This window comes from Nocardia sp. NPDC004573 (genome assembly GCF_053602135.1).
In genome coordinates, this window is the sequence record NZ_JBSGDA010000015.1 from 1 (window position 1) to 19,225 (window position 19,225).

17 protein-coding genes and 4 tRNA genes are annotated in these 19,225 nt (G+C 65.0%); 12 read left to right on the forward strand and 9 right to left on the reverse strand.

The features are described from left to right. The first annotated feature begins 158 nt into the window (after window positions 1–158). Entirely contained in the window at window positions 159–587 is a 429-nt protein-coding gene (locus tag ACWEKR_RS22445; RefSeq protein ID WP_452356242.1) for an HNH endonuclease, read from the forward strand. 201 nt (window positions 588–788) lie between these two features. On the opposite strand, the gene ACWEKR_RS22450 is transcribed toward ACWEKR_RS22445, so the two are convergent. From ACWEKR_RS22450 to ACWEKR_RS22475, 6 genes are all read right to left on the reverse strand, one after another. Beyond that, window positions 789–1,436 (reverse strand): HNH endonuclease, encoded by a 648-nt coding sequence (locus ACWEKR_RS22450; protein WP_452356126.1) that lies wholly within the window; start codon window positions 1,434–1,436, stop codon window positions 789–791. Further along, window positions 1,433–2,734: an AAA family ATPase gene (locus tag ACWEKR_RS22455; protein WP_452356127.1), complete on the reverse strand. Its 1,302-nt coding sequence runs from the start codon at window positions 2,732–2,734 to the stop codon at window positions 1,433–1,435. The genes ACWEKR_RS22450 and ACWEKR_RS22455 overlap by 4 nt, the downstream gene beginning before the upstream one ends. A gap of 63 nt (window positions 2,735–2,797) precedes the next feature. After that, entirely contained in the window at window positions 2,798–3,049 is a 252-nt protein-coding gene (locus ACWEKR_RS22460) for a hypothetical protein (RefSeq protein ID WP_452356128.1), read from the reverse strand. Window positions 3,050–3,194: 145 nt separating this feature from the next. Continuing rightward, window positions 3,195–4,373, reverse strand: a complete 1,179-nt coding sequence (locus ACWEKR_RS22465) for an ImmA/IrrE family metallo-endopeptidase (RefSeq protein WP_452356129.1) — start codon at window positions 4,371–4,373, stop codon at window positions 3,195–3,197. Next, complete coding sequence (locus ACWEKR_RS22470; protein ID WP_452356130.1) at window positions 4,288–4,962, reverse strand: hypothetical protein; 675 nt, start codon at window positions 4,960–4,962, stop codon at window positions 4,288–4,290. Before ACWEKR_RS22470 ends, ACWEKR_RS22465 begins: the two co-directional genes overlap by 86 nt. 281 nt (window positions 4,963–5,243) lie before the next feature. Next, window positions 5,244–6,353, reverse strand: a complete 1,110-nt coding sequence (locus tag ACWEKR_RS22475) for a tyrosine-type recombinase/integrase (RefSeq protein ID WP_452356131.1) — start codon at window positions 6,351–6,353, stop codon at window positions 5,244–5,246. 65 nt (window positions 6,354–6,418) lie between these two features. On the opposite strand from ACWEKR_RS22475, the gene ACWEKR_RS22480 reads away from it, so the two are divergent. The 9 genes from ACWEKR_RS22480 (at window position 6,419) to ACWEKR_RS22520 (ending at window position 10,754) form a co-directional block, all read left to right on the forward strand. Further along, a tRNA-Lys gene (locus ACWEKR_RS22480) sits at window positions 6,419–6,494 on the forward strand. A gap of 682 nt (window positions 6,495–7,176) precedes the next feature. Further along, window positions 7,177–7,440, forward strand: a complete 264-nt coding sequence (locus ACWEKR_RS22485) for a hypothetical protein (RefSeq protein ID WP_452356132.1) — start codon at window positions 7,177–7,179, stop codon at window positions 7,438–7,440. Window positions 7,441–7,474: 34 nt separating this feature from the next. After that, the gene (locus ACWEKR_RS22490) at window positions 7,475–8,140 is read left to right on the forward strand and encodes a TetR family transcriptional regulator (protein ID WP_452356133.1); all 666 of its coding nucleotides are present in this window, start codon (window positions 7,475–7,477) and stop codon (window positions 8,138–8,140) included. Window positions 8,141–8,234: 94 nt separating this feature from the next. Continuing rightward, window positions 8,235–8,307: transfer RNA gene (locus ACWEKR_RS22495), tRNA-Glu, on the forward strand. Between the two features lie 29 nt (window positions 8,308–8,336). Next, window positions 8,337–8,410: transfer RNA gene (locus ACWEKR_RS22500), tRNA-Asp, on the forward strand. Window positions 8,411–8,468: 58 nt separating this feature from the next. Next, a tRNA-Phe gene (locus ACWEKR_RS22505) sits at window positions 8,469–8,542 on the forward strand. A gap of 336 nt (window positions 8,543–8,878) precedes the next feature. Beyond that, a complete protein-coding gene (locus ACWEKR_RS22510; RefSeq protein ID WP_452356134.1) occupies window positions 8,879–9,559 on the forward strand; it encodes a GAP family protein in 681 nt (226 codons plus the stop codon). Between the two features lie 82 nt (window positions 9,560–9,641). Then, complete coding sequence (locus ACWEKR_RS22515) at window positions 9,642–9,824, forward strand: hypothetical protein (RefSeq protein ID WP_195085694.1); 183 nt, start codon at window positions 9,642–9,644, stop codon at window positions 9,822–9,824. A gap of 210 nt (window positions 9,825–10,034) precedes the next feature. Beyond that, window positions 10,035–10,754: a polyprenol monophosphomannose synthase gene (locus ACWEKR_RS22520; RefSeq protein ID WP_228829718.1), complete on the forward strand. Its 720-nt coding sequence runs from the start codon at window positions 10,035–10,037 to the stop codon at window positions 10,752–10,754. 270 nt (window positions 10,755–11,024) lie between these two features. On the opposite strand, the gene ACWEKR_RS22525 is transcribed toward ACWEKR_RS22520, so the two are convergent. After that, window positions 11,025–12,437 carry a 1-acylglycerol-3-phosphate O-acyltransferase gene (locus ACWEKR_RS22525; protein ID WP_452356135.1) on the reverse strand — a complete coding sequence of 471 codons (1,413 nt, stop codon included), beginning with the start codon at window positions 12,435–12,437 and terminating at the stop codon, window positions 11,025–11,027. Window positions 12,438–12,476: 39 nt separating this feature from the next. Then, entirely contained in the window at window positions 12,477–14,945 is a 2,469-nt protein-coding gene (locus tag ACWEKR_RS22530; RefSeq protein ID WP_452356136.1) for a glycerol-3-phosphate 1-O-acyltransferase, read from the reverse strand. Window positions 14,946–15,142: 197 nt separating this feature from the next. Here ACWEKR_RS22530 and nbtS point away from each other — a divergent pair, with 197 nt between their 5' ends. Continuing rightward, complete coding sequence (gene nbtS, locus ACWEKR_RS22535) at window positions 15,143–16,453, forward strand: nocobactin biosynthesis salicylate synthase NbtS (RefSeq protein ID WP_452356137.1); 1,311 nt, start codon at window positions 15,143–15,145, stop codon at window positions 16,451–16,453. Between the two features lie 54 nt (window positions 16,454–16,507). On the opposite strand, the gene ACWEKR_RS22540 is transcribed toward nbtS, so the two are convergent. After that, window positions 16,508–18,124: a (2,3-dihydroxybenzoyl)adenylate synthase gene (locus ACWEKR_RS22540; protein ID WP_452356138.1), complete on the reverse strand. Its 1,617-nt coding sequence runs from the start codon at window positions 18,122–18,124 to the stop codon at window positions 16,508–16,510. A gap of 134 nt (window positions 18,125–18,258) precedes the next feature. On the opposite strand from ACWEKR_RS22540, the gene ACWEKR_RS22545 reads away from it, so the two are divergent. Next, complete coding sequence (locus tag ACWEKR_RS22545; RefSeq protein ID WP_195085689.1) at window positions 18,259–19,137, forward strand: oxidoreductase; 879 nt, start codon at window positions 18,259–18,261, stop codon at window positions 19,135–19,137. Window positions 19,138–19,225: the final 88 nt, after the last annotated feature.

Below are 19,225 nucleotides of genomic sequence, written 5' to 3' on the forward strand. Positions count from 1 at the left end.
AACTTGTCCGACACGGCCGAACATCATGCACCACAACCGATCACAGTCCATCGCTACCCACCGACAACCAGTCAAAACGACGTGAGACACGGTCTAAGTCTCAGAACAGCTTTCGGCCGTTGCGATGGGATGCGTTCCGGGCTGCGATTACCGGCGCGATGGGAGGTGACTATCTAACCCCGGTAGACGTGACGTCCAAGCAGATACAAGGCGGTCACGCCACGAGACCAGTCCGAGTTCGAATTGGGCAGAGAGCATTCCGGAACAGCCTGCTAGCCAACTACGGGGAGCGATGCGCGTTCACCGGCGATCTCCCGCCAGCGGTGCTGGAGGCATGCCACCTCTACAGCTACGCACAAATAGGGAAGCACCACGAACACGGAGGGATCCTGCTCCGACGTGACCTACACACGTTGTTCGACCGGGGAGTGATCACAGTAGACAAGCACGATCGAATCGACCTCGCCGAACAATTCCATGAATTCCAAATCTACCGCGACCTGCACCAACAACCACTTTCCATTAGCCTCAGTGACGAACAGCGGAGGTGGTTCAGCCTGCACTGGTCTCAATATCGTAAGTCCTGAACATGGTGCGACCTCTTCGAGCGGAGCGGATTGATAAGGCGGGCGCATAGCCGGTGGCTCGTCGAGTCAGACTAACCAGTCTGCCGTATGATATAAAGGGAGCTGACTAGCCGCGTTGGTCTATCGGCTCAGCGATGGCTGGGTCGACGACCCGGCCATCTGTACCGCCTCGGCGAGTAATTCCGGCGATGGCCGGGTGGCTCATAAGGTACCCTGTTTGAGTGGAAAGTCTTCACGCTCTAGGTAGGCCTCAACCGTGGCGGTGAACTCACCCTCGGCGGCATCTAGGCGAATTGCGGATTCCAGAACCCCTCGCATTGGATCATCGGCAATGTGCCACCGTTCGAGCATTTCTTTGATATGCATCAAGCGACGCACCCGCGCGTGGACAAGGTCGATTCGGTTCAATTTCAGCTGCGTGACTGTAACATCTCCCCGCTGGGCGCCAAGCCGCGATGACGCAAAATCGCCGTGGAAACGTAAATGTTCGTCTATGTCGTCTTCGTACGGATTAAGAATTCCATTCGTGGCGTGGTAGAAGTCTCCCTTGTTCGAGTTGCATACGGGACATGCCCACGTGAGATTTGCCCACCGATGGGCAAGCTCGGGATGTATGGCTTTGGGTATTATGTGTTCGACGTGCGGGTATGCCACGTCCGCGACGAAACTTTCGCAATATGCGCACTTTCTATCGGTCTCTTCGCTCAAGGCATCCCGTATCTCCGGGTGTCGCCATTTCTCATGTTTTTTCTCGACCCCGGAGTGTCTGGCCGCAACATATTCAGTCGTCCACTGTTCTTCGTTATCGGCAAGCACCTCAGGCTTGTCCCTCTTTGTCAAACGCCTCATGCGTCCGGGTCCTGCCTCTGGCGATCAGTTACGGCGATCACTGCCTCGGAGAATTCCGGCTCCAAGCCGAACGCCTTCAGCTCGTTCCGCAACTGCCGCAAGCTCAATTCATTCAGACCGCCTGTGGCATAACGGTTGACGATAGACTCGAAGAGATTCTCTGCCCATTTAGGCATCGTGCTTTCTAGACCTAGTACCCGCCGAAGTGTCTCGTCGGCGCCCGCTGCTTTATTTGAATAGTTCAACCATCTCGATTCGACCCGCCTATTTTTGTTGTAGTCCAGTGCGTAAACGGCAGAGTCGGCGGCTGAAGTTACAACGAATGGGCTATGTGTCGCAATGATGAATTGAACGTGAGGGAATGCGCGCAAAAAGCTCGGAATGATTTCACGCTGCAAGCTGGGATGGAGATGGTTCTCCGGTTCGTCGAGGAGTACTGTGAAGCGCTTTTCTGTTCTTGAGCGGAGGAATAGCTGCCATGCCATTTCAAGAATCGCGCTTAGACCCCCGGACGAATCGTCCAGAATGAAGTCGCCGGTCTTCGTCTGTACGATGATGTCCGGTGTTCGCACCTGCATGCCTCTGTAGCCGAGTGAGGATGGCATCACGAAACTTAGAATATCTTGGAAGCCTTCCCATAGTTCAGCTGCGTTTTTATTGTATTCAACATTTGGATTTCCGCGCGTACCGAATACGGCCGCCGAAATCAGGGATTCCTTGAATACCATCTGTGGTGACTTCTGTGTCCAGCCCCCGGACCATCGCGTGCGAATTTCTCCGGTAAACTGCTCGAACAGTGTTCCGGGCTCACTGAATATCGTTGGAATGCTGTCGACGCGTGAATAAGCGCCAGCGGTTACGCGGTGAGAGCTTAGGAATGCTCCGGCCACGGTGGTGCTGTGGGGCATGCGCAAGTCGTACTCGAAGCGCTGGGAATCTGGCGCATTCACTGGGACCATGATTGGCGTAGATTGTCCTGATCCGTATTCTAGTGTGCCGATTTCCGCCCAGTCCCCGTCATTCAATAGCTTCCACCTGCCACGGCGCCGAACGGTGTACCAGCGCTCGAATGATTCGCGGTCGCGTCCGGGGGAGGCAGAAAACTGCCTTTGCCATTTGAAATGGGTCCCGAGAATCCCTAGTATGGTGCTCTTGCCCGTGGCGTTCGCGCCAGTGAGTATGGTAAGCCGTGGATGGAAGTCAATCCGTACATTGGCGAATTGCCGCCACTCCGTAATAGACAACGAGGCGAACCCTGGAGGCAGAGAGCTGGTTGAGCGCGATGAGTCGCTTGTCACAGAGGTACTCTACGTGGCATGAAGCGCTGTCGTCTGGCTAATCTTTCAGCGACCAAGGGTAGTTCAGTCGATGCGAGTGGCGTTGAGGTCGAGGCGGACGTTGTCGGAGCGCGGAACCGCAACGATGCGATCCTGGCGGGCATACCGCTCGTGGGGGATCACAAAGTAGGCGGCGGGTGCGCGAGCCTGCGGCCGTAAGCCGCTGTAGACATGCGTCTCATGTCGAGGGTCCACAATGCTGACCTCGAAGACCGGCTGTTCGGGTTCGGCGATCAGCCTCGGGATGGCGATACCGGTATCGGTGAGCCGCCACAAGGGCTGTAGCGGACGCAGTTGAGCGGCGGCTGGGCTGGTTGCTAACGCCAGGGTGGGGCCGGTTGGGCCTGTAGTGCCTCAAGGAAATCGACTAGTGCGGTCTGCCGGGCCCGTTCGGAGTGGTACTCGCGGATGTGAGCAATAGTTAGACCGCATGTAGCCGGAACCCGCGTGTGGGGTGGCTGGGAAGTGTATCGCTGGTGACCTCGGTTCCTTGAGCGGCTCGCAACTCAGCGCCGAACGTCAGCGCATGCACGTCGCTTAAAGGGAGATTTAGCTCGTCGGCGATTACCCGGGCGCTGACCGTCGAACCCGCCCGCCGGAGCACCTGCGGGAACACTCGCGACATCTCATAGTTCGTCATCCCGCCAGGCTCCGATGACCGGAACCCGCGTGTGGACAAGTCGATACAGATCTGACGGTAGATCCAATCACTGATCCGGCCGGCTTTGTGCGCCGCCAGGGCCAGCGCCATAGCGGACACCTTGAACTGGTTACGCACAGTCAAGATGTCGGCGACGGACGGGGCCGACGACAGATACTCGACGACGCTCGCCGTCGGTATCAGGAACTCTGAGGCGAACGCGTCAGCTTCCCTCTCCACGGCAGCTGTTTCGCACAGCTCACCGTCGTGCAGGACCAGGTGACCGATCTCGTGTGCCAAGTCGAACCGTATCCGTTCTGGCGACTTGCGGCGCGCGAGGAACACATACGGGGTTCCGGATCGCCACATCGAGTACGCATCGACCGCGTCGGCGAACGGCGGCAAACTATAGACGCGGACTCCACGCGATTCGCACAACTGCACAAGGTTCGGCAGCGGCTTGGTTCCGAGCCCCCAAAAACCGCGTAGCAGCTGCGCGGCTGTCTCCGGGGCATTGCCGGCCAGCGACGGAAGCGCCATCTCGGGCAGGACGAACCGTTGGGAGATCCAACGGTCAATCTCCACGCCCGATACCCCGGCCGCAGCTGCGGCATCACGTTCGCGGGCGCTAGCTCGCCGGGCAGCACGGAAACGAACCTCGCTCGAGTCGAACACCGGCGCACCGTCGCGATGGAAGTACGCGACCGGGAAATCCAATGCCCCCGCGAGCGCCGCGGCGACACTCCGCGGGGCTTCACCTGACTCGTACCGGGCGATCGTGCGGGGAATGACCGACAGCTTCCGTGCAAGTTCGGCTTTCGTCATTCCCCGACGCATCCGTGCGATCCGAATCCTGTCCGGATCCAGGTATGCCTCAGCCGACTTCGACGACCCGGAAGTCAACGTCTTGTCCTCCGATGTCGCGCGGCCTCGCGCTGTCACTGTCCGGCCTCCATTCATCGAGGATGACTCGCACTCTCCAACCTGTGAACTGGCCGTCTTTGAACCCGACCGGTAGGGATATTTCCACACGCACAGCATCGGTGTCTCGGTAGTACACGAGGAACCACGGTCCGTGTGGCGGCTGCTTGCGGAGGTCACTGTCGTGATCACCGCTGCTGCCGCGAAGTGCTTGGACGGTGATCAGCGGCACAGTGCCGTTTACTGCCTCTTCCGTGGCTCTTCCTCGGCGGCGCGCAGCTGACGGGCCTCTGGGATGGTCGATGACGCCAGTAAGCTCGTTGCCTCCGACGACGGAGAGAGTGTATGTGCCGTCGGTTCGTTGAGAGATGGGACGATTTTTGGGATCGTCTGGGACCCAGAGATTCGTCACGGCCAGTCGTTCGCGCATTGTGCCGACGACGTAGATCCACCGCATGAGACCCGCTGCCGTGACCGGGTGATGCTTGGTCATGTTGCCAGCCCAGGTATCGCCCACCTCGATGGCGGCCGCGACGTCCGAGGCCATGATGCCCATCTGGCTGAGATATGCGGGGGCGTCCGGAGGTTCGATGACGATCGGGTGATGAAACGGCATTGGCTGGCTCATGGTGCTGATACCTCCGTCGCGCCTCAATTTTCTGTTAGAAACCGGTCAATGACCAGGTCACGGGCAGATTAGCACACCTGCCGTACCGGTACCTCGTTGACGTGTTTGTTCAGAGATGCGGATGCTGGATACCTGAGGGAACCAGGGATCGTTCCCCTCGACCGGGACAATGGCACGTCAAAGGTCGATTCGGATACGAACGCGCACGTGACCGCGTTCCGGAGCTGGTCCGACGACATATTGCAGCCGACTGTTGTCACCAGTCCCGCGAGAGGGCACAACTAGTCCAGTGCGGCACGCACGGTATCCCAGCGCGACTTCGCGCGATGTGCGTACCGCATGGTCGTGGTCACCGAGGCGTGTCCGAGGAGCCGTGACACATCTTCGATAGGGATGCCGCGCTCCAAGAGTCGGCTCGCATAGGTATGGCGGAGGTCGTGCAGTCGGACATGACCGATCTGGTGACGGTGCTTCCCCTTTCCGACGTACGAAATCCGCACCGAAGCCTCGAAACGGTCACGGAGGTTGCTCGAATCGAATGGGCGACCTTGCGTGTGCGCCAAGACCAGACCGGAGTGAACGCGGGCGTTTCGCGGGTACTTCACAGGCATCGGGGCAGGTTTGCCCATCCCTACCCGGTCCAGGCGCGCTCTCAAGATCCTGGTGAGCTTGTCACCGATCGGGATCGTTCGACGCTCGTAGTCCTTCGGCGGATTCATCTCGTGCTCGACGGGGTCGTAGGCCCACTCCACAACAATCTCCCGCCGCTTGAAATTCACGCTCTCCCAGTGCAGGCCCAAGGCCTCACCGAGACGGACGCCGGTGCCGAGTAGCAGCTCGACCACAACGAGGTCGAAGGCCTCCAGGGACGCCTCAATCGCTGCCACTTCCTCATCGTCCAAGTAGCGTTCAGGCATCGGCCCCGGCTTCGGCAGGGTGATTCCCTTGCACGGATTGACGTCGATACGCCGTCCCAGGTGCGCGGCTTTCAATGATGACGACAGCAAGTAGTAGCACTTTGCGACGGTCGACGGCGCCATCCCGCGGTTGGTGAGCTCCGTCACCCACTTCTGTACGTCGTCGGTCGAGATAGACCGCAGGACTTCCTTCTCCCACCGCGGCCGGACGTGGTCGCGCAGGCGGGCTGCATCCGAGCGACTTGTGCTCTTTCTCACAATCCGTGCCGCTTGCCAGCTGGCTTCCCATTGGCCCCAGGTCAGCCTGTCGACCCCAGCCGGGGTTGGTGATCTCCGCTCGCTGACTTCCTTCGCTCCGGCCTCCCGCTCTGCATCCGACTTCCGTGTGAAAGTGCCGGCGCTCCGCTTCTTGCCGCTCGCGTCCCTGTAGACGCCCCTGTACTTGCCGCTGGGGAGCTTTTCCGCCCACGCCATAGCCCCGGTGACCCCTCCAATCGGTTCGTGCCCCACGGCCGCTGTCCGCTATGCTTGCCAGCCGAGCCCCTTTAGCTCAGTTGGTAGAGCTGGTGACTTTTAATCACTAGGTCGTAGGTTCGAGTCCTACAGGGGGCACCATCACGATGGCAGGGCGCGGGGGCTGCGAGCCCCACGTTTGCCCCACGATTCTAGTGTTTCCACTGGTAGAAGCGCCACAACCTGCGGATTAAAAGTCCGTAGCTCTACCAACTGAGCTATAGGGGCGCGGAGGAACAGTGTAGTGGGATCGGGGGCGGATGCCCCAATCGGGGGAGTTCGTGTCGGCGGGCGGGATGGATGGGTGGGGGCGGCGTGGCGGCCCGGGTGTGGCGGGCGGCGATGCCGAGGTGGGTAACGCGGCGTGCGCGGCGGGCGATGCAGGCGGTAAACACTTGCCACCCAGCTTTGTTCATCTTAGCTGGATCTGGATATCATTCAATCATGTTGGCTGGCAATGTCTTTGGATTTGCAGGGGGTGAACGGCTCTGGCCGGGGGAGGCGCGCGGGACGAGTTGGCGGGCGAAACCTGGGCGGCGACCCGTCGTCCGGGCTGCTGGTTCGCTCGCGTGAACAATCCTGGGCCGCTGCCGAATTCGCACACCCTCCGGACCGCCCGGTGTGGTTGCCAAATATTTGCCGTAACAGAAATCGGAATCGGACGGCTATCCGACTCGCCGGTTTGCCGCGTGTCGGAACCGGATTCCGGGTACGGTGACGCCTTGGTGAATTCCGAAAGAATCGCCGACCCGTTCGGCGCCTTGGAATTCGGATTGTCGTTGCTGTGTCCGAGAGTGCCGCGGTCGGTCCGGCCGGCCACGGCTCGCCGGAACTCGATGCCGCAGGAGGAGGCACGTTCGAGACGAAGAAATGCCCGGATGCGCACCCCCTGCGGCGCACCCGGGCAGGCAAACTATACCAGCTGGTGTGGTTCAGGTTTTTCGCGAGTTTTCGTACCGAAGGTTTGAAATCGGTCGAAAACCGGGTTCCACGTATTGATAAAACTCATGAATTCGCGCCGAGGGTCCGTTCCTTCGGGGGTGGCTGATTGGCGGCGAGTAGGCTTCGGAGGCGTTTCGAGCATGGCACGGCAGCAAGAGCGGGCGCGCCGGACACGGGCGGCGATTATCAGGTCCGCCGCCGTTGAGTTCGGGAAGAGCGGCTATGCCGCTGCATCGCTCAACCGCATATTGGAAGGGTCGCGGGCCACCAAGGGCGCGATGTACTTCCATTTCGATTCGAAGGAAGATCTGGCACGCGCGGTGCTGGAGACCGCGGTGGAACGCTACCGCGCGTCCGCCGAGCGCTGGCTGGCCCGAACGGATCTCAGTCCGCTGGACATCCTGCACGGGGTGGTCGACGAGATCGCGCTGCGGTTGGAGCACGACATCATCGTGCAGGCCGAGTACCGCCTGATCATCGAACCCGACTTCTACCGTGACGTGCAGGCCGGTGGCGGTCGCATCCTGGGCCGCACCACCAGGGTGCTCACCGTCCGCGCCATCGACCACGGGCAGCTGCGCGCGGATGCCGATCCCGACCGGTTCACCCGCACGCTCGCCGCCGCGCTGGCCGGCCAGCGGTACATGGTGGCCCTGCTCGGCGGACAGGTGGACCTGCGGGCGCGATTCGAGGAGGCGCTCGAGGTCGTGATCGAGGCGATGGCCACCATGGAATGGCTGGAGAAGTTCCGCAGCGACGGCTGGCGGGCGCAGGCCAGCTTGGAGGAGCTCGGTTTGAGCCTCTGACCAGCCGGTTTGGGATTCGAGTCCGGTCTGTCATAAGCTATCCCAGCTCCCAACGGACAGCCGTTGAAAGCCGGTCCGGAGAAATCCGGGACGAGCCCCCTTCGTCTAGCGGCCTAGGACGCCGCCCTTTCAAGGCGGTAGCGCGGGTTCGAATCCCGTAGGGGGTACGATCTGCGGATCGTTGGTAGCAGAGCATGGCCCTGTGGCGCAGTTGGTTAGCGCGCCGCCCTGTCACGGCGGAGGTCGCGGGTTCGAGTCCCGTCAGGGTCGCAAGCAAGCGCCGGAGATATCCGGCGTTTCGCGTATGGCATTCACTTCGGGTGCCTGCGGCCAGGTAGCTCAGTTGGTACGAGCGTCCGCCTGAAAAGCGGAAGGTCGCCGGTTCGATCCCGGCCCTGGCCACTTCACTCGTAGGCGAGCCCTGTTCACGGAGAGCGTGAACCGGGCTCGTTTCGTCGTTTTCGTGGGGGTGCAACCCCCACGCCCCGCCCGGAGGGCTTCGCCCCCGGACCCCCTTGGCCGTGGTTGGGTTCGGGGGGATCGTCCAGATCATTTCGCGGTGCGGTCGCAATCCGTGTCGTTCGTGTTCTTCGCGCTCCTGGGCCGTGTGCCTCCGCAGTGAGTAAGGCGGGTGTTCTCTGGAGTCGACCGAGCGCCTACGTGTGGTGAATCACACGGTGGCGCATCCGAGTTCGGGCTCGGGGGTGGTCGGCAGGGGGCGGGTAGGCTGGCGCGGCCATGTCGACCCTTCTTCTCGCACTCGCGGGGTTCGCCTTTCTCGACTCCCTCGATCTGCTGCTCATCGGCGTCACCACGGCCGTCGTATACGACAGCAGGCTGAGCCGCCGGTCGCCGCTGGTGGGTGGTCTGAGCCTGCTGGCGGGCGTCTTCGCGGTCACCACCGCGTTCGGGATCTGCACCGTGCTGGGAATCGGATTCCTGACCGATCTGATCGACTTCGAGATCACACCGGCGGTGCGGTACTGGGGCGAGCTTTCGGCGGGCGTGGTGTTGCTCGCTCTCGCGGGCATTCGGATGACCGGAACGACGGCCCCGGAGCGGGCGACCGCATTGCGCCGCCGGCCGTGGGTATTGGCGGGCATCGGCGTGGCCATCGGCATCGCGCAGGCGCCGACAGCGGTGCCGTATCTCGCCGGACTCGCGATGATCTCCGCCCGGAATCCACTGCCGGCGCTGTGGCCACTGATCATCGTCGCGTATTGCGCGCTCGCATTGCTGCCGCCGTTGGTGATACTCGGCCTGGCGATGCGGCGAACGACCGGGGCGCGGCGGATGTATCGAAAAGTTGTTCGCATTATCACTACTTACGGACCGCTCTCGGTTCGTGTGCTTTTCGCGATCTTCGGTGTGGCTCTCCTGTGTGACGCGCTCGTCCATTACCGCAGCCTCTGGTGGTGAATTGCGGCCGCCGTAAGTCCGGCAATGGTGGGCGAACGGGAAACGCGGTTTGCGGGGCGGTGTTCGGTGGGATGCTGGAGGTATGGCTGAGCGCTGGTATTACTGCTTGAAGCACAATCGAGCCGAGCAAGGGCGGCAGTGCTGGTTCCGCGACCGGATGGGCCCGTACCCGGACAAGGCGACGGCGGAGCGGGCCCTCGAGATCGCGCACGCGCGCAACGCGCGCGAAGACGCCCGCGACCGGGCCTGGCGGGACGGGGACTGAGTCTGCCCGAACTCGGCCCGGGCGATCCTTCCCCGGGCCGGAGAAGTTGATCTTGAGCCGCAGGTCGGAGGCTCGGGCGTGGTCACACCTGGTGCGGCCGCTCAGCCCGCGATCAGGTGTATCGAGTACGGTTCTCCAGAACTCGACGAATGCTCGGAGGTCCTGGCGTGGGCTGCGAGCGGAAACCAGGATCAGCAGGGAGGGCGACCCTTGAGGGTTACCGTTGTTGTGCCGACCTACAACGAGCGGGAGAATCTGCCGGTTGCGGTGGAGCGGCTGACCGCGCTGCCGGTGCCCGACCTGCACGTACTCGTGGTGGACGACAGCTCGCCGGACGGCACCGGCGAAGTGGCCGACAAGCTCGCCGCCGAACTGCCGAACGTGGTCGGGGTGCTGCACCGGACCGAGAAGGACGGGTTGGGCCGCGCCTACGTGGCGGGTATCACGCGCGCTCTGGACGAGGGCGCGGACGTGGTGATCCAGATGGATGCCGACCTGTCGCATCCGGCCGAAGTCATCCCGGCCATGCTGGAGAAGCTCACCACCACCGACGCGGGCGTGGTGCTCGGTTCCCGCTACGTGCCCGGCGGCTCGACCGCCGCCGAGTGGAAGTGGTACCGCAAGGCGTTGTCGGCCTGGGCCAACTTCTATGTCAACCTGATCCTGCGCCTGGGCGTCAAGGACGCCACCGCGGGCTTCAAGGCATGGAAGGGCGACACCCTGCGCGCCATCGATGTGGCCTCGATCCGCAGCAACGGCTACTCCTTCCAGGTCGAGATGAACTACCGCACCATCAAGAAGGGGATCGCGATCGCCGAGGTGCCGATCCGATTCGAGGAGCGGACGCTCGGAGCCTCCAAGATGAGCCTCAAAGTGCAGCTCGAATCGGCGCTCATGCCGTGGAAGCTGCTGTTCGGCCGTGCGGTCTGAGCGCAAGCCGCGAGCCACGGGAACGGGGCCGATGCGCAGCGGCTGACCACGCCGGTTATGCCCCGCGACCGAAACGAGCGCCGCGGCCGGGTGAAGGCGAAGTCGGCAGCGATGGTCGCCGACGCCGACGTCACGGCGACCACACTGCAGCCGCACCGGTAGGACCGCAGCACGACCGACGCGGTGGAGGAGACGACGCGTGGGCGCGCCGACCACTGCCCCAGGTCGCCCCCACCGAATCGGCAGCGCTGCCGGCATGCGATCAGCCGGTCAGTACGGCCAATCCAGGAGCGTATCGACGAACAGCTGGCGCACCCGCGCCACGTTTTCGTCCAGATCAGCCGGCTCCCATGCGCTGACATCGATCGGGTCGAGGATCGCCACGTCGACCGTTCCGGGCCGGGCTACCATCGCGTTGCGCCAGCAGATCTCGCCCGCGTTCCGGATGACGACCGGAATGACCGGTACCCCGGCCTGCATCGCGATGTGGAACGCGCCCTTCTTGAAAGGTCCGACCTCGGGGGTGTAGGAGCGGGTGCCCTCCGGAGCCACCGCGACCGACAAACCGCCGCGCAGGGTCTCGACCACCGGCCGCAACGCCGCCTTCGCCTGCGCGGTGTTCGCGCGATCGATGAACGTCACCCCGACGAAGCGCATGAGCGGGCCGAAGACCGGATTCTTGGTCAGCTCCTTCTTGCCGATCGCGGTCACGCCGCCGCCGAGCACCTCGGGCACGATGATGATGTCGAACTGGCTCTGGTGGTTGAACAGGAAAACCGCCGGCCGCGGCGATTTCGCGTTCTGCGCGCCGGTGACGCGCACGCGCACGCCCGCGATGCGCAGCGTATTGCGCGCGGCGTGCGCCATCAACGCGTCGGCCATCTGCTGCCGGTCTTTCGTCGGCGCTTTCGACGCGACGCCGTACAGCGCGCCCCCGAGCAATCCGGCGAAGCCCGCGGCGGTGCGTGCGTAATCGCCCGCGCGCGGCGATCGGCGCGGCCGGAACGTCAGGCGGTCCCACTGCCGCCGGTCGGCGATCCCGGCCAGCTCGTCGTCGGGGTTCACCGCCACCGGATGCCCGACCAGCGAGAGCATGGGTGCGTCGGCGATCGCGCCTGCGTAGGCGTAGCTGCGTCCGAGATCCACCCCGTACGCGTCGGCGAACTCCGTGATCGCCTCGGCTTTGCCGTTTCGCCATAGCGTTCTACCGTCGGGATATCCGGTGAGCACACCGTCGGTGGTGGCCATGGGCGTGTACAGCAGGTGTTCGATGCCGAGCTGCGCCGCGGCGGGCGCGACGTGGAATCTGGTCAGCGAGGTGGCCAGCACGATGGTGTGCCCGGCCGCTCGGTGGGTCCGGATCAGCTCCCACGCTTCGGGATACAGGTATCCGTACCCGGTGCGCTTGAACTGACGCCTGCCCAGCTCGTCCAGTTCCTCTTCGGAGCAACCGGCCAGCGTCTCGGACAGTTCGCGGAGGAACCGGCTGTATTCGCCGTCGGTCATGTGGTTGTGCAGTCCGCCGAGCAGCACGTCGGCGGGCTTGCGGCGTGGCCGCCGCCGCGAGCCGGGGCCGTCGACGACCGCGCCGCCGAAGTCGAAGACCGCCGCGACCGCGGGGCCTTGCGGCCCGGAGCGGATGGCGGCGAGCGCGGCGTCGAGGTCAGCGCGCGCGTCGGTCATCGATCCTCCTGCGTACCGTGATGTTGTCGAAGCGATCGTTCACCGCGCCGCCCGATTGGACGGGTCCAGTGCGGCGGCCTGCGCGATACGGGCGCCGATCACACGCAGCCGTTCGGCGAATTCCGTCCGTCGCCGGATCAAATCCTTCCCAGCCGACTCCGGATCGTCCTCGGGCACCGTCTCCAGCAGGCCGTAGTTGTCGGCGAGCTTGAGGGCGCTGGTGAACAACTCGGTGGAAACCGACTCGGGGCTGTGCAGCCGTTGCTGCAGCATCATCTGCTTGCCGACCGCCACGCATTCGGCGATGAATTCTTTGCGGTCGAGCTCGTCGCTCGGGTCGCGGTCGGCCAGCCGTTCGGCCACCACCAGCTGCGCGTCGACGAACGAGCGCAGCACGCGGTGGGCCATGGTGAAGCCGGAGGCGGTGAGCTTCGCCAGGATGTCCGAGCCGTCGGTGTCCCGGCGGGAATGGCTGTACCAGTCCGGATCCACCAGCAGCATCTCCGCGACCATCTGGTCGGCGAACTCGCCGCGATCCGGGAAGAAGAACTCGAACTTCAGCAGATCGCGCAGCCGGAATGCCTCGTCCCAACCGGTCCGCAGGGCGTCGGCGTCGTCGCTGTCGACCGCGGCCAGGATGGACAGCTCGAGGATCGCGCGATTGACGAACCAGTGCACGGCACTGTTGCGGTAGAAGGCGGCCTCCAGGTGCGCACCCGACTCGATCGAGTACACCGGCTCGATCCCGCCGCGATACACCGTGACCACCTTGGTCAGCGAAAGCTGTTCCAGCACCACGGCCAAGCCCTGCTCGTCGCGCAGGGCCTCGAGTTCGCCACGCGGCAGTTCGCGCTTGTCGATGTAACCGAGCACGGGGTTGAGCACCGTGCGCACCTCGCCGAGGGTGAGGGCGCGCCCGTCCACACCCAGCAGCGCCAGGGTGACCAACGCGTTGACCGTCACCGGGGTGACCGCGTTGATGCCGACCGCGACTTCGAATGCCAACCGCTGCACCGCCCTTCGCTCCAGTTCGGCGATCTCCGGCGGTTCGTTGTCGACGACCCCGGCTTCGGTGCGCGGCGGCGGGATCGGCTCCGTGTGGTGCAACGGGATGGTCAGCGGCGGGGCCGTGAGCGGATCGCCGTGTGCGGAGAGCCGGTCGCGGGCCGACAACGGCTCGCCGAAACGGACGTACACGTGCCCGGCGGAATGCTGCTGACTACGGATGTAGCGCGCCAGCCAGGTCAGGCCCTCCGGTTTCTTCTTGCCGCCCTCCTGCTCTGTGGCGATGGCGCCGAGTTCGTTGAGCCGCTCGTAGGTGATCGAGACGGGCACCAGCATGACGTCATCGATGCGGTTGGAACGGACGGCCGCGGCCAGGTAGTTCAGCAAGCCGTAGCGCGGCGGCCGCAGCTTGCCGGTGCGAGTGCGGCCGCCCTCGAAGTACCACTCCAGGTTGAAGCGTTTGGCCAGCAGATAGGCGAAGTACTCCTCGACGACGACTTTGTAGACCTCGTCGTCGCCGAAACTGCGCCGGATGAACACCGTTCCGGTGCGCCGGGCGACCGGGCCCATCGGCCAGAAGCTGAGGTTCGCACCGCCGATCACGTGGTTCGGCGGGAAGTCGTTGCGGGCAAGCACGTCTCCGAGCACGAACGCATCGACGTAGGAGCGGTGTGAGGGCAGGAACACCAGCGGGAAGCGGCGGTTGAGATCGCGCAACCCGGCCAGGCCGGAATCGTCGGAGTCCACCTTCCAGGTCGAGGCGTGCACCGGGCGCATGGCTTGGGTGAACAGGTCGGAGATCAGCCTGCTCTGCGCGGCCACGAGTTCGTTGAGCGCCTTCTCCGCGCGGCGGTACACCTCGTGCGGGCTCGCCCCGATCTGGTCGGCGATGAGTTCCAGCCTGCGCAGGACGTCGGGGGAGTCGAGGATCTCCTCCGCGACCAGCTTGGGCACCTTGTACCGGTCGCCGATGATGGTGCGCTCGGCGCGTTCGAGCGCCACCACCGCCGCGCGCACCACGGCGCGGGCGAACGGATCGGCGGTGCCCTTGTCGAACAGGGCCGAAGCTTCCGGGTTGTTCGCGCGCAATTCGCTGAGGCGGGCCGGCGCACCGGTCAGCACGACGTACCGGTCCGGTGACTTGGCCAGCAGTCTGCGCTGGACCAGCCGATTGGGCTTGCGCGGGTTGGTCAGCAAGGCGAGATCGGCGAAGGTGACGCGGCGCACGCCGTCGCGTTCGGGCGGCAGCCACAGCACGCGGATCGGCACCACCAGCGGATCGTCGCGTCTGCCGACCAGCCGGGCGGCGACGGCGCCCGCGTCCAGGTCCAGCTGTGTGACCGGCGCGTCGGTGCCGAACTCCGCGCTGATCCCGCCGTCGGCGAGCCACTTGCCGACCAGTTCGCGTTCCACCCCCGAGGCGGCGTCGATCAGGGCCACCACCGATTGTGGTGCGGTCCCGGGCCGGGCTGTCGCGAGTGAATCGCCGCGGTGATCGATCATTCCACTATTCAATCCCGGAGGGTCTATTCCGCGCAGGCAGTCGGCGCGGTGAGTTCGTTGCGGACGCGAATGGCGTGTCTCGCGAAGAGGCGTGGCGAAAGCGCTTGCCGCTGTGGCCGCGAGCACACCCGCACTGCGATGGAGGTAATGCTAACCTTACCTCCATTAGTTAGGCCAGGGTAACCTTTGGAGGATCGTTGTCGACCACGGAACGCCTGCGGGTTGAGTATGTGACCGATCCGGCGGCAGCGATGTCCCGGCTGGCAGGGGCGGATCGGTTCGGCGAGTATGTGATGTACGAGCGTCCGGGGGAGTGGGTGTTCGCCGCCGATCCGATCGGCAGTGTCGAACTGGACGTCCGCGAACTGCGCATCGCCTGGGAAGGGCAGACCACCACCAGCCCGTGGGAAGGCAATCCCGCGGGAGTGATCGACCGCGCGCTCGCCGCGCTGCCTCTCGACGGGCGGAATGCCTACGGCTGGATCGGATTCGAGTTCTGCGCCTGGGCGCTCGACGCCACCGAGCACCTGGACCCGCGCACCACGCTGGCGCATCTGATGGTTCCCCGGATCGAAGTGCGGGTCGGGGAATTCGGCGTGCGGATATCGGGCGCGACGCCGACGGAGACCGGAGACATCCACGACCTGATCGCGCAGTCGCAGAACGCCGAACTGCCGCAAGCGCATCCGGCCGACATCCGCATCGACCCCACCGGCTATCGCGACCGGGTGGCCGAGGCGGTCGGCGAGATCCAGGCCGGGCGATACCAGAAGGTCATCCTGTCCAGGAAGGTCGACCTGCCGTTCGCCGTGGACGTTCCGGCCACCTATCGGCTCGGACGCGCGCACAACACTCCGGCACGGTCGTTCCTGCTGCGGCTCGGCGGTCTGGAGGCGGCGGGCTTCAGCCCCGAACTGGTCGCGTCCGTGGACGACGACCGGGTGGTGACCACCGAGCCGCTGGCAGGCACCCGTGCTTTCGGCCGCGGCGCCGCGGCAGACTCGGCCGCGAGGGCCGAGCTGATCACCGACCCGAAAGAGATCGTCGAACACGCCATCTCGGTGCAGACCTCCTTCGCGGAGATCGCGGTCGTCGCCGATCCCGGCACGCCCGCGGTCTCGGATTTCATGGCCGTGCGCGAGCGGGGCAGCGTGCAGCATCTGGCCTCCACGGTGCGTGGGCGGCTGGCCGCGGACCGCTCCAGCTGGGACGCGCTGGAGGTGCTGTTCCCGTCGGTGACCGCCTCGGGGATTCCGAAGCGCGAGGGCGTCGACTCGGTGTTCCGCCTCGATCACGACCCGCGCGGGTTGTACTCCGGTGCGGTGGTCACGGTTTCGCCGACCGGCGCACTGGAGGCGACCTTGGTGTTGCGCGCGGTGTACCAGAACGCCGAGGGAGCCTGGCTGCGCGCGGGAGCGGGCATCGTGGGCCAGTCCCGGCCGGAGCGCGAGTTCGAGGAGACCTGCGAGAAGCTGGGCAGCATCGCGCCTTACGTCGTCAAGGCGTAACGGAAGGCGGGGGCAGTGCACGAGCGGTGCGCTGCCCGCCGGTCTCCAGGCGCCCTACAGGTCGGCGCGCAGCGCCTTCTTGTCGATCTTGCCGACCGCGGTGACCGGCAGTTCGTCGCTGCGGCGCAGCACATCCGGCAGTTTGTAGGTGGCCAGCCCCCGCGCGGCGAGGAAGGTCTTGATCTCCGCCAGCGTCGGCATCTCGCCGTCGACGACCAGCACGGCGCACACCTTCTCGCCCAGAGCCGCGTCGGGCAGCCCGACGGCGGCGGCATGCCGGACGGCGGGATGGGCGAGCAGGTGTTCCTCGAGTTCGTCGCAGGAGACATTCTCGCCGCCGCGGTTGATCACATCCTTGATCCGGCCGGAGACCACCAGATGCCCGCTGGGCAGGCGGCGGACGAGATCACCGCTGCGATAGAAGCCGTCCGGGGTGAACGCGCGCGCGTTGTGCTCGGGCGCTCGGTAGTAGCCGCGAATCGTGTACGGACCTCGGGTCAGCAGTTCGCCCTCCGCGCCGGGGGCCACTTCGTTGCCGTCGCCGTCCACAACGCGGATCTCGTCGGCGGGGGAGAGCGGACGGCCCTGGCTGGTGTGCAGCAATTCGGCCGGATCGTCGAGCCGGGTGTAGTTGAGCAGACCCTCGGCCATGCCGAAAACCTGCTGCAATGTCGCGCCCAGCGCCGGGGTCACTTCCTTCGCGTTGACCTCCGCCAGTCGTGCGCCGCCCACTTGGAGCAGGCGCAGCGAGCTCAGGTCGGCCTCTTCCCATTCGGTGGCCGCGCACCAGAGCTGGGCCAGCGGGGGCACGACGGCCGTGACCGTGACACGGTGCCGCTCGATCGCGGCGAACGCGTTCTCCGGGCTCGGGTCGCTGACGAAGGCCACCGCACCGCCGACCGCGACGGTGCCGAGGATGCCGGGGCAGGCCAGCGGGAAGTTGTGCGCTGCGGGCAGCGTCGCCAGATACACGTCGCGCTCGGTCAATTCGCACACCTCCGCACTGGCGGTGGCGTTGTAGGCGTAGTCGTCGTGCGTGCGCGCGATCAGCTTCGGCAGGCCGGTGGTGCCGCCGGAGACCAGCATCAGGGCGATGTCGCCCGGATCGATCTCGGGCAGCTCGCTTCCGTCGCGCGGAATCGAGGCGAGGTCGGTGAACGGGCCGGGATCGCCGAGGACGAGGACATGGCGCAGCGACGGCACCGCCTCCCGCACGGTCGAGGCCAGTTCCCGGTAGTCGAACTCGCCCGTCCGGTCGGCGACGATGTAACCGACCGCGTCGGAAAGCCGTGCCAGATGCTCGATTTCGGCCTGTCGATGCGCGGGCAGGCCCAGTACGGGAATGATCCCGGCGCGCAGCAGGCCGAACAGCACGGTCAGGAACTCGGGCACGTTCGGCAGCTGGACCACCACGCGGTCACCGGGCGCGATGCCGAGCGCGAGCAGTCCATGGGCCATCCGGTCGGCGGCGGTGTCGATATCGGCGTAGCTGCGCGTGCTCGCCGCGTCGACCAGCGCGGGGCGCCCGGGATGGCGTTGTGCGGTCGAGCGCAGGAGGTCTCCCAGCGGGCGTCCGGCCCAGTAGCCTGCCGCTCGATACTCCGCGGCCTTGTCGGCAGGGAAAGGTACGTAGCCGTCGCGATGCGCGGACTCGGTCGGAGTGGAAGTCACGGTCAGCCTCACAGGTTCGAGCAAAGGTTCCCTTATATAGGTTAGGCAACCCTACTTGGAAGGCCGGCGCATGGAATAGGCCGCGGCGTGTTCGAAGCTGCCGCGCCGGGCCGTCGAGCACTAGACTTTTCGTCATGACCAGGTGGGACACCTCGAACATCCCCGATCAGAGCGGTCGGAAGTTCATCGTGACAGGGGCAAACAGCGGCCTGGGGGCCGAAACGGTGCGCGCGCTTGCCGCCGCTGGGGGCGAGGTGGTCCTCGCCTGCCGGAACGTCGCCAAAGGGGAGCGGGTGGCCGCCGGGCTCGGTGACCGGGCGGAGGTACGCGAACTGGATCTGGCCGATCTCGCTTCGGTGCGCGCGTTCGCCGAGGGCATCGATGGGGCCGATGTGCTGATCAACAACGCGGGCGTGATGGCGCTGCCCGAAGGACGCACCGCCGACGGATTCGAAAAGCAGATCGGCACAAACCATCTCGGCCATTTCGCGCTCACCGGGTTGCTGCTGGGCAAGATTTCCGACCGTTTCGTCACCGTATCCAGCGGCGCGCACCAGGTCGGCAAGATCGACTTGGACGATCTGAACTGGGAGCGGCGCAAGTATCAGCGCTGGGCCGCCTACGGGCAGGCCAAGCTGGCCAACCTGATGTTCGCTCGCGAGCTGCAGCGCAGGTTGACCGCGGCGGGATCCGGGAAAGTCTCGGTCGCCGCGCATCCCGGCTACGCCTCCACCGAGTTGCAGTCGCACACCGAGTCGTTCCTCGACCGCGTGATGTGGGTGGGTAACCGGGTGTTCGCGCAGAACGCCGCGATGGGCGCGCTGCCGACGTTGTACGCGGCGACCGCCGACGTCCAGCCCGGCGGCTACTACGGGCCCACCGGACTCGCAGGCATGCGCGGATACCCGGGGCCGTCCGGCTCGTCGAAAGCGTCCAGGGACGAGAAGGTCGCCGCCGACCTGTGGCAGCTGTCGGAGAAACTGACCGGAGTCACCTACGATTTCACGAACTGAAGTTTTTGTGACCCACGTCCCATATCCTCGTGTCACACTCCACCTTTCCGCGTCGTCCTCTTGATGAACCACAAGGAACGGCAAAGGA

Bases quoted from the DNA above. Each gene is read 5' to 3' on its own strand.
- ACWEKR_RS22525 (WP_452356135.1), bottom strand. From the start codon at position 12,437: ATGACCGACGCGCGCGCTGACCTCGACGCCGCGCTCGCCGCCATCCGC.
- ACWEKR_RS22470 (WP_452356130.1), bottom strand. From the start codon at position 4,962: ATGAGCCAGCCAATGCCGTTTCATCACCCGATCGTCATCGAACCTCCG.
- ACWEKR_RS22445 (WP_452356242.1), top strand. From the start codon at position 159: ATGGGAGGTGACTATCTAACCCCGGTAGACGTGACGTCCAAGCAGATA.
- ACWEKR_RS22545 (WP_195085689.1), top strand. From the start codon at position 18,259: ATGACCAGGTGGGACACCTCGAACATCCCCGATCAGAGCGGTCGGAAG.
- ACWEKR_RS22510 (WP_452356134.1), top strand. From the start codon at position 8,879: ATGTCGACCCTTCTTCTCGCACTCGCGGGGTTCGCCTTTCTCGACTCC.
- ACWEKR_RS22450 (WP_452356126.1), bottom strand. From the start codon at position 1,436: ATGAGGCGTTTGACAAAGAGGGACAAGCCTGAGGTGCTTGCCGATAAC.
- ACWEKR_RS22530 (WP_452356136.1), bottom strand. From the start codon at position 14,945: ATGATCGATCACCGCGGCGATTCACTCGCGACAGCCCGGCCCGGGACC.
- ACWEKR_RS22490 (WP_452356133.1), top strand. From the start codon at position 7,475: ATGGCACGGCAGCAAGAGCGGGCGCGCCGGACACGGGCGGCGATTATC.
- ACWEKR_RS22475 (WP_452356131.1), bottom strand. From the start codon at position 6,353: ATGGCGTGGGCGGAAAAGCTCCCCAGCGGCAAGTACAGGGGCGTCTAC.
- ACWEKR_RS22515 (WP_195085694.1), top strand. From the start codon at position 9,642: ATGGCTGAGCGCTGGTATTACTGCTTGAAGCACAATCGAGCCGAGCAA.
- ACWEKR_RS22465 (WP_452356129.1), bottom strand. From the start codon at position 4,373: ATGAATGGAGGCCGGACAGTGACAGCGCGAGGCCGCGCGACATCGGAG.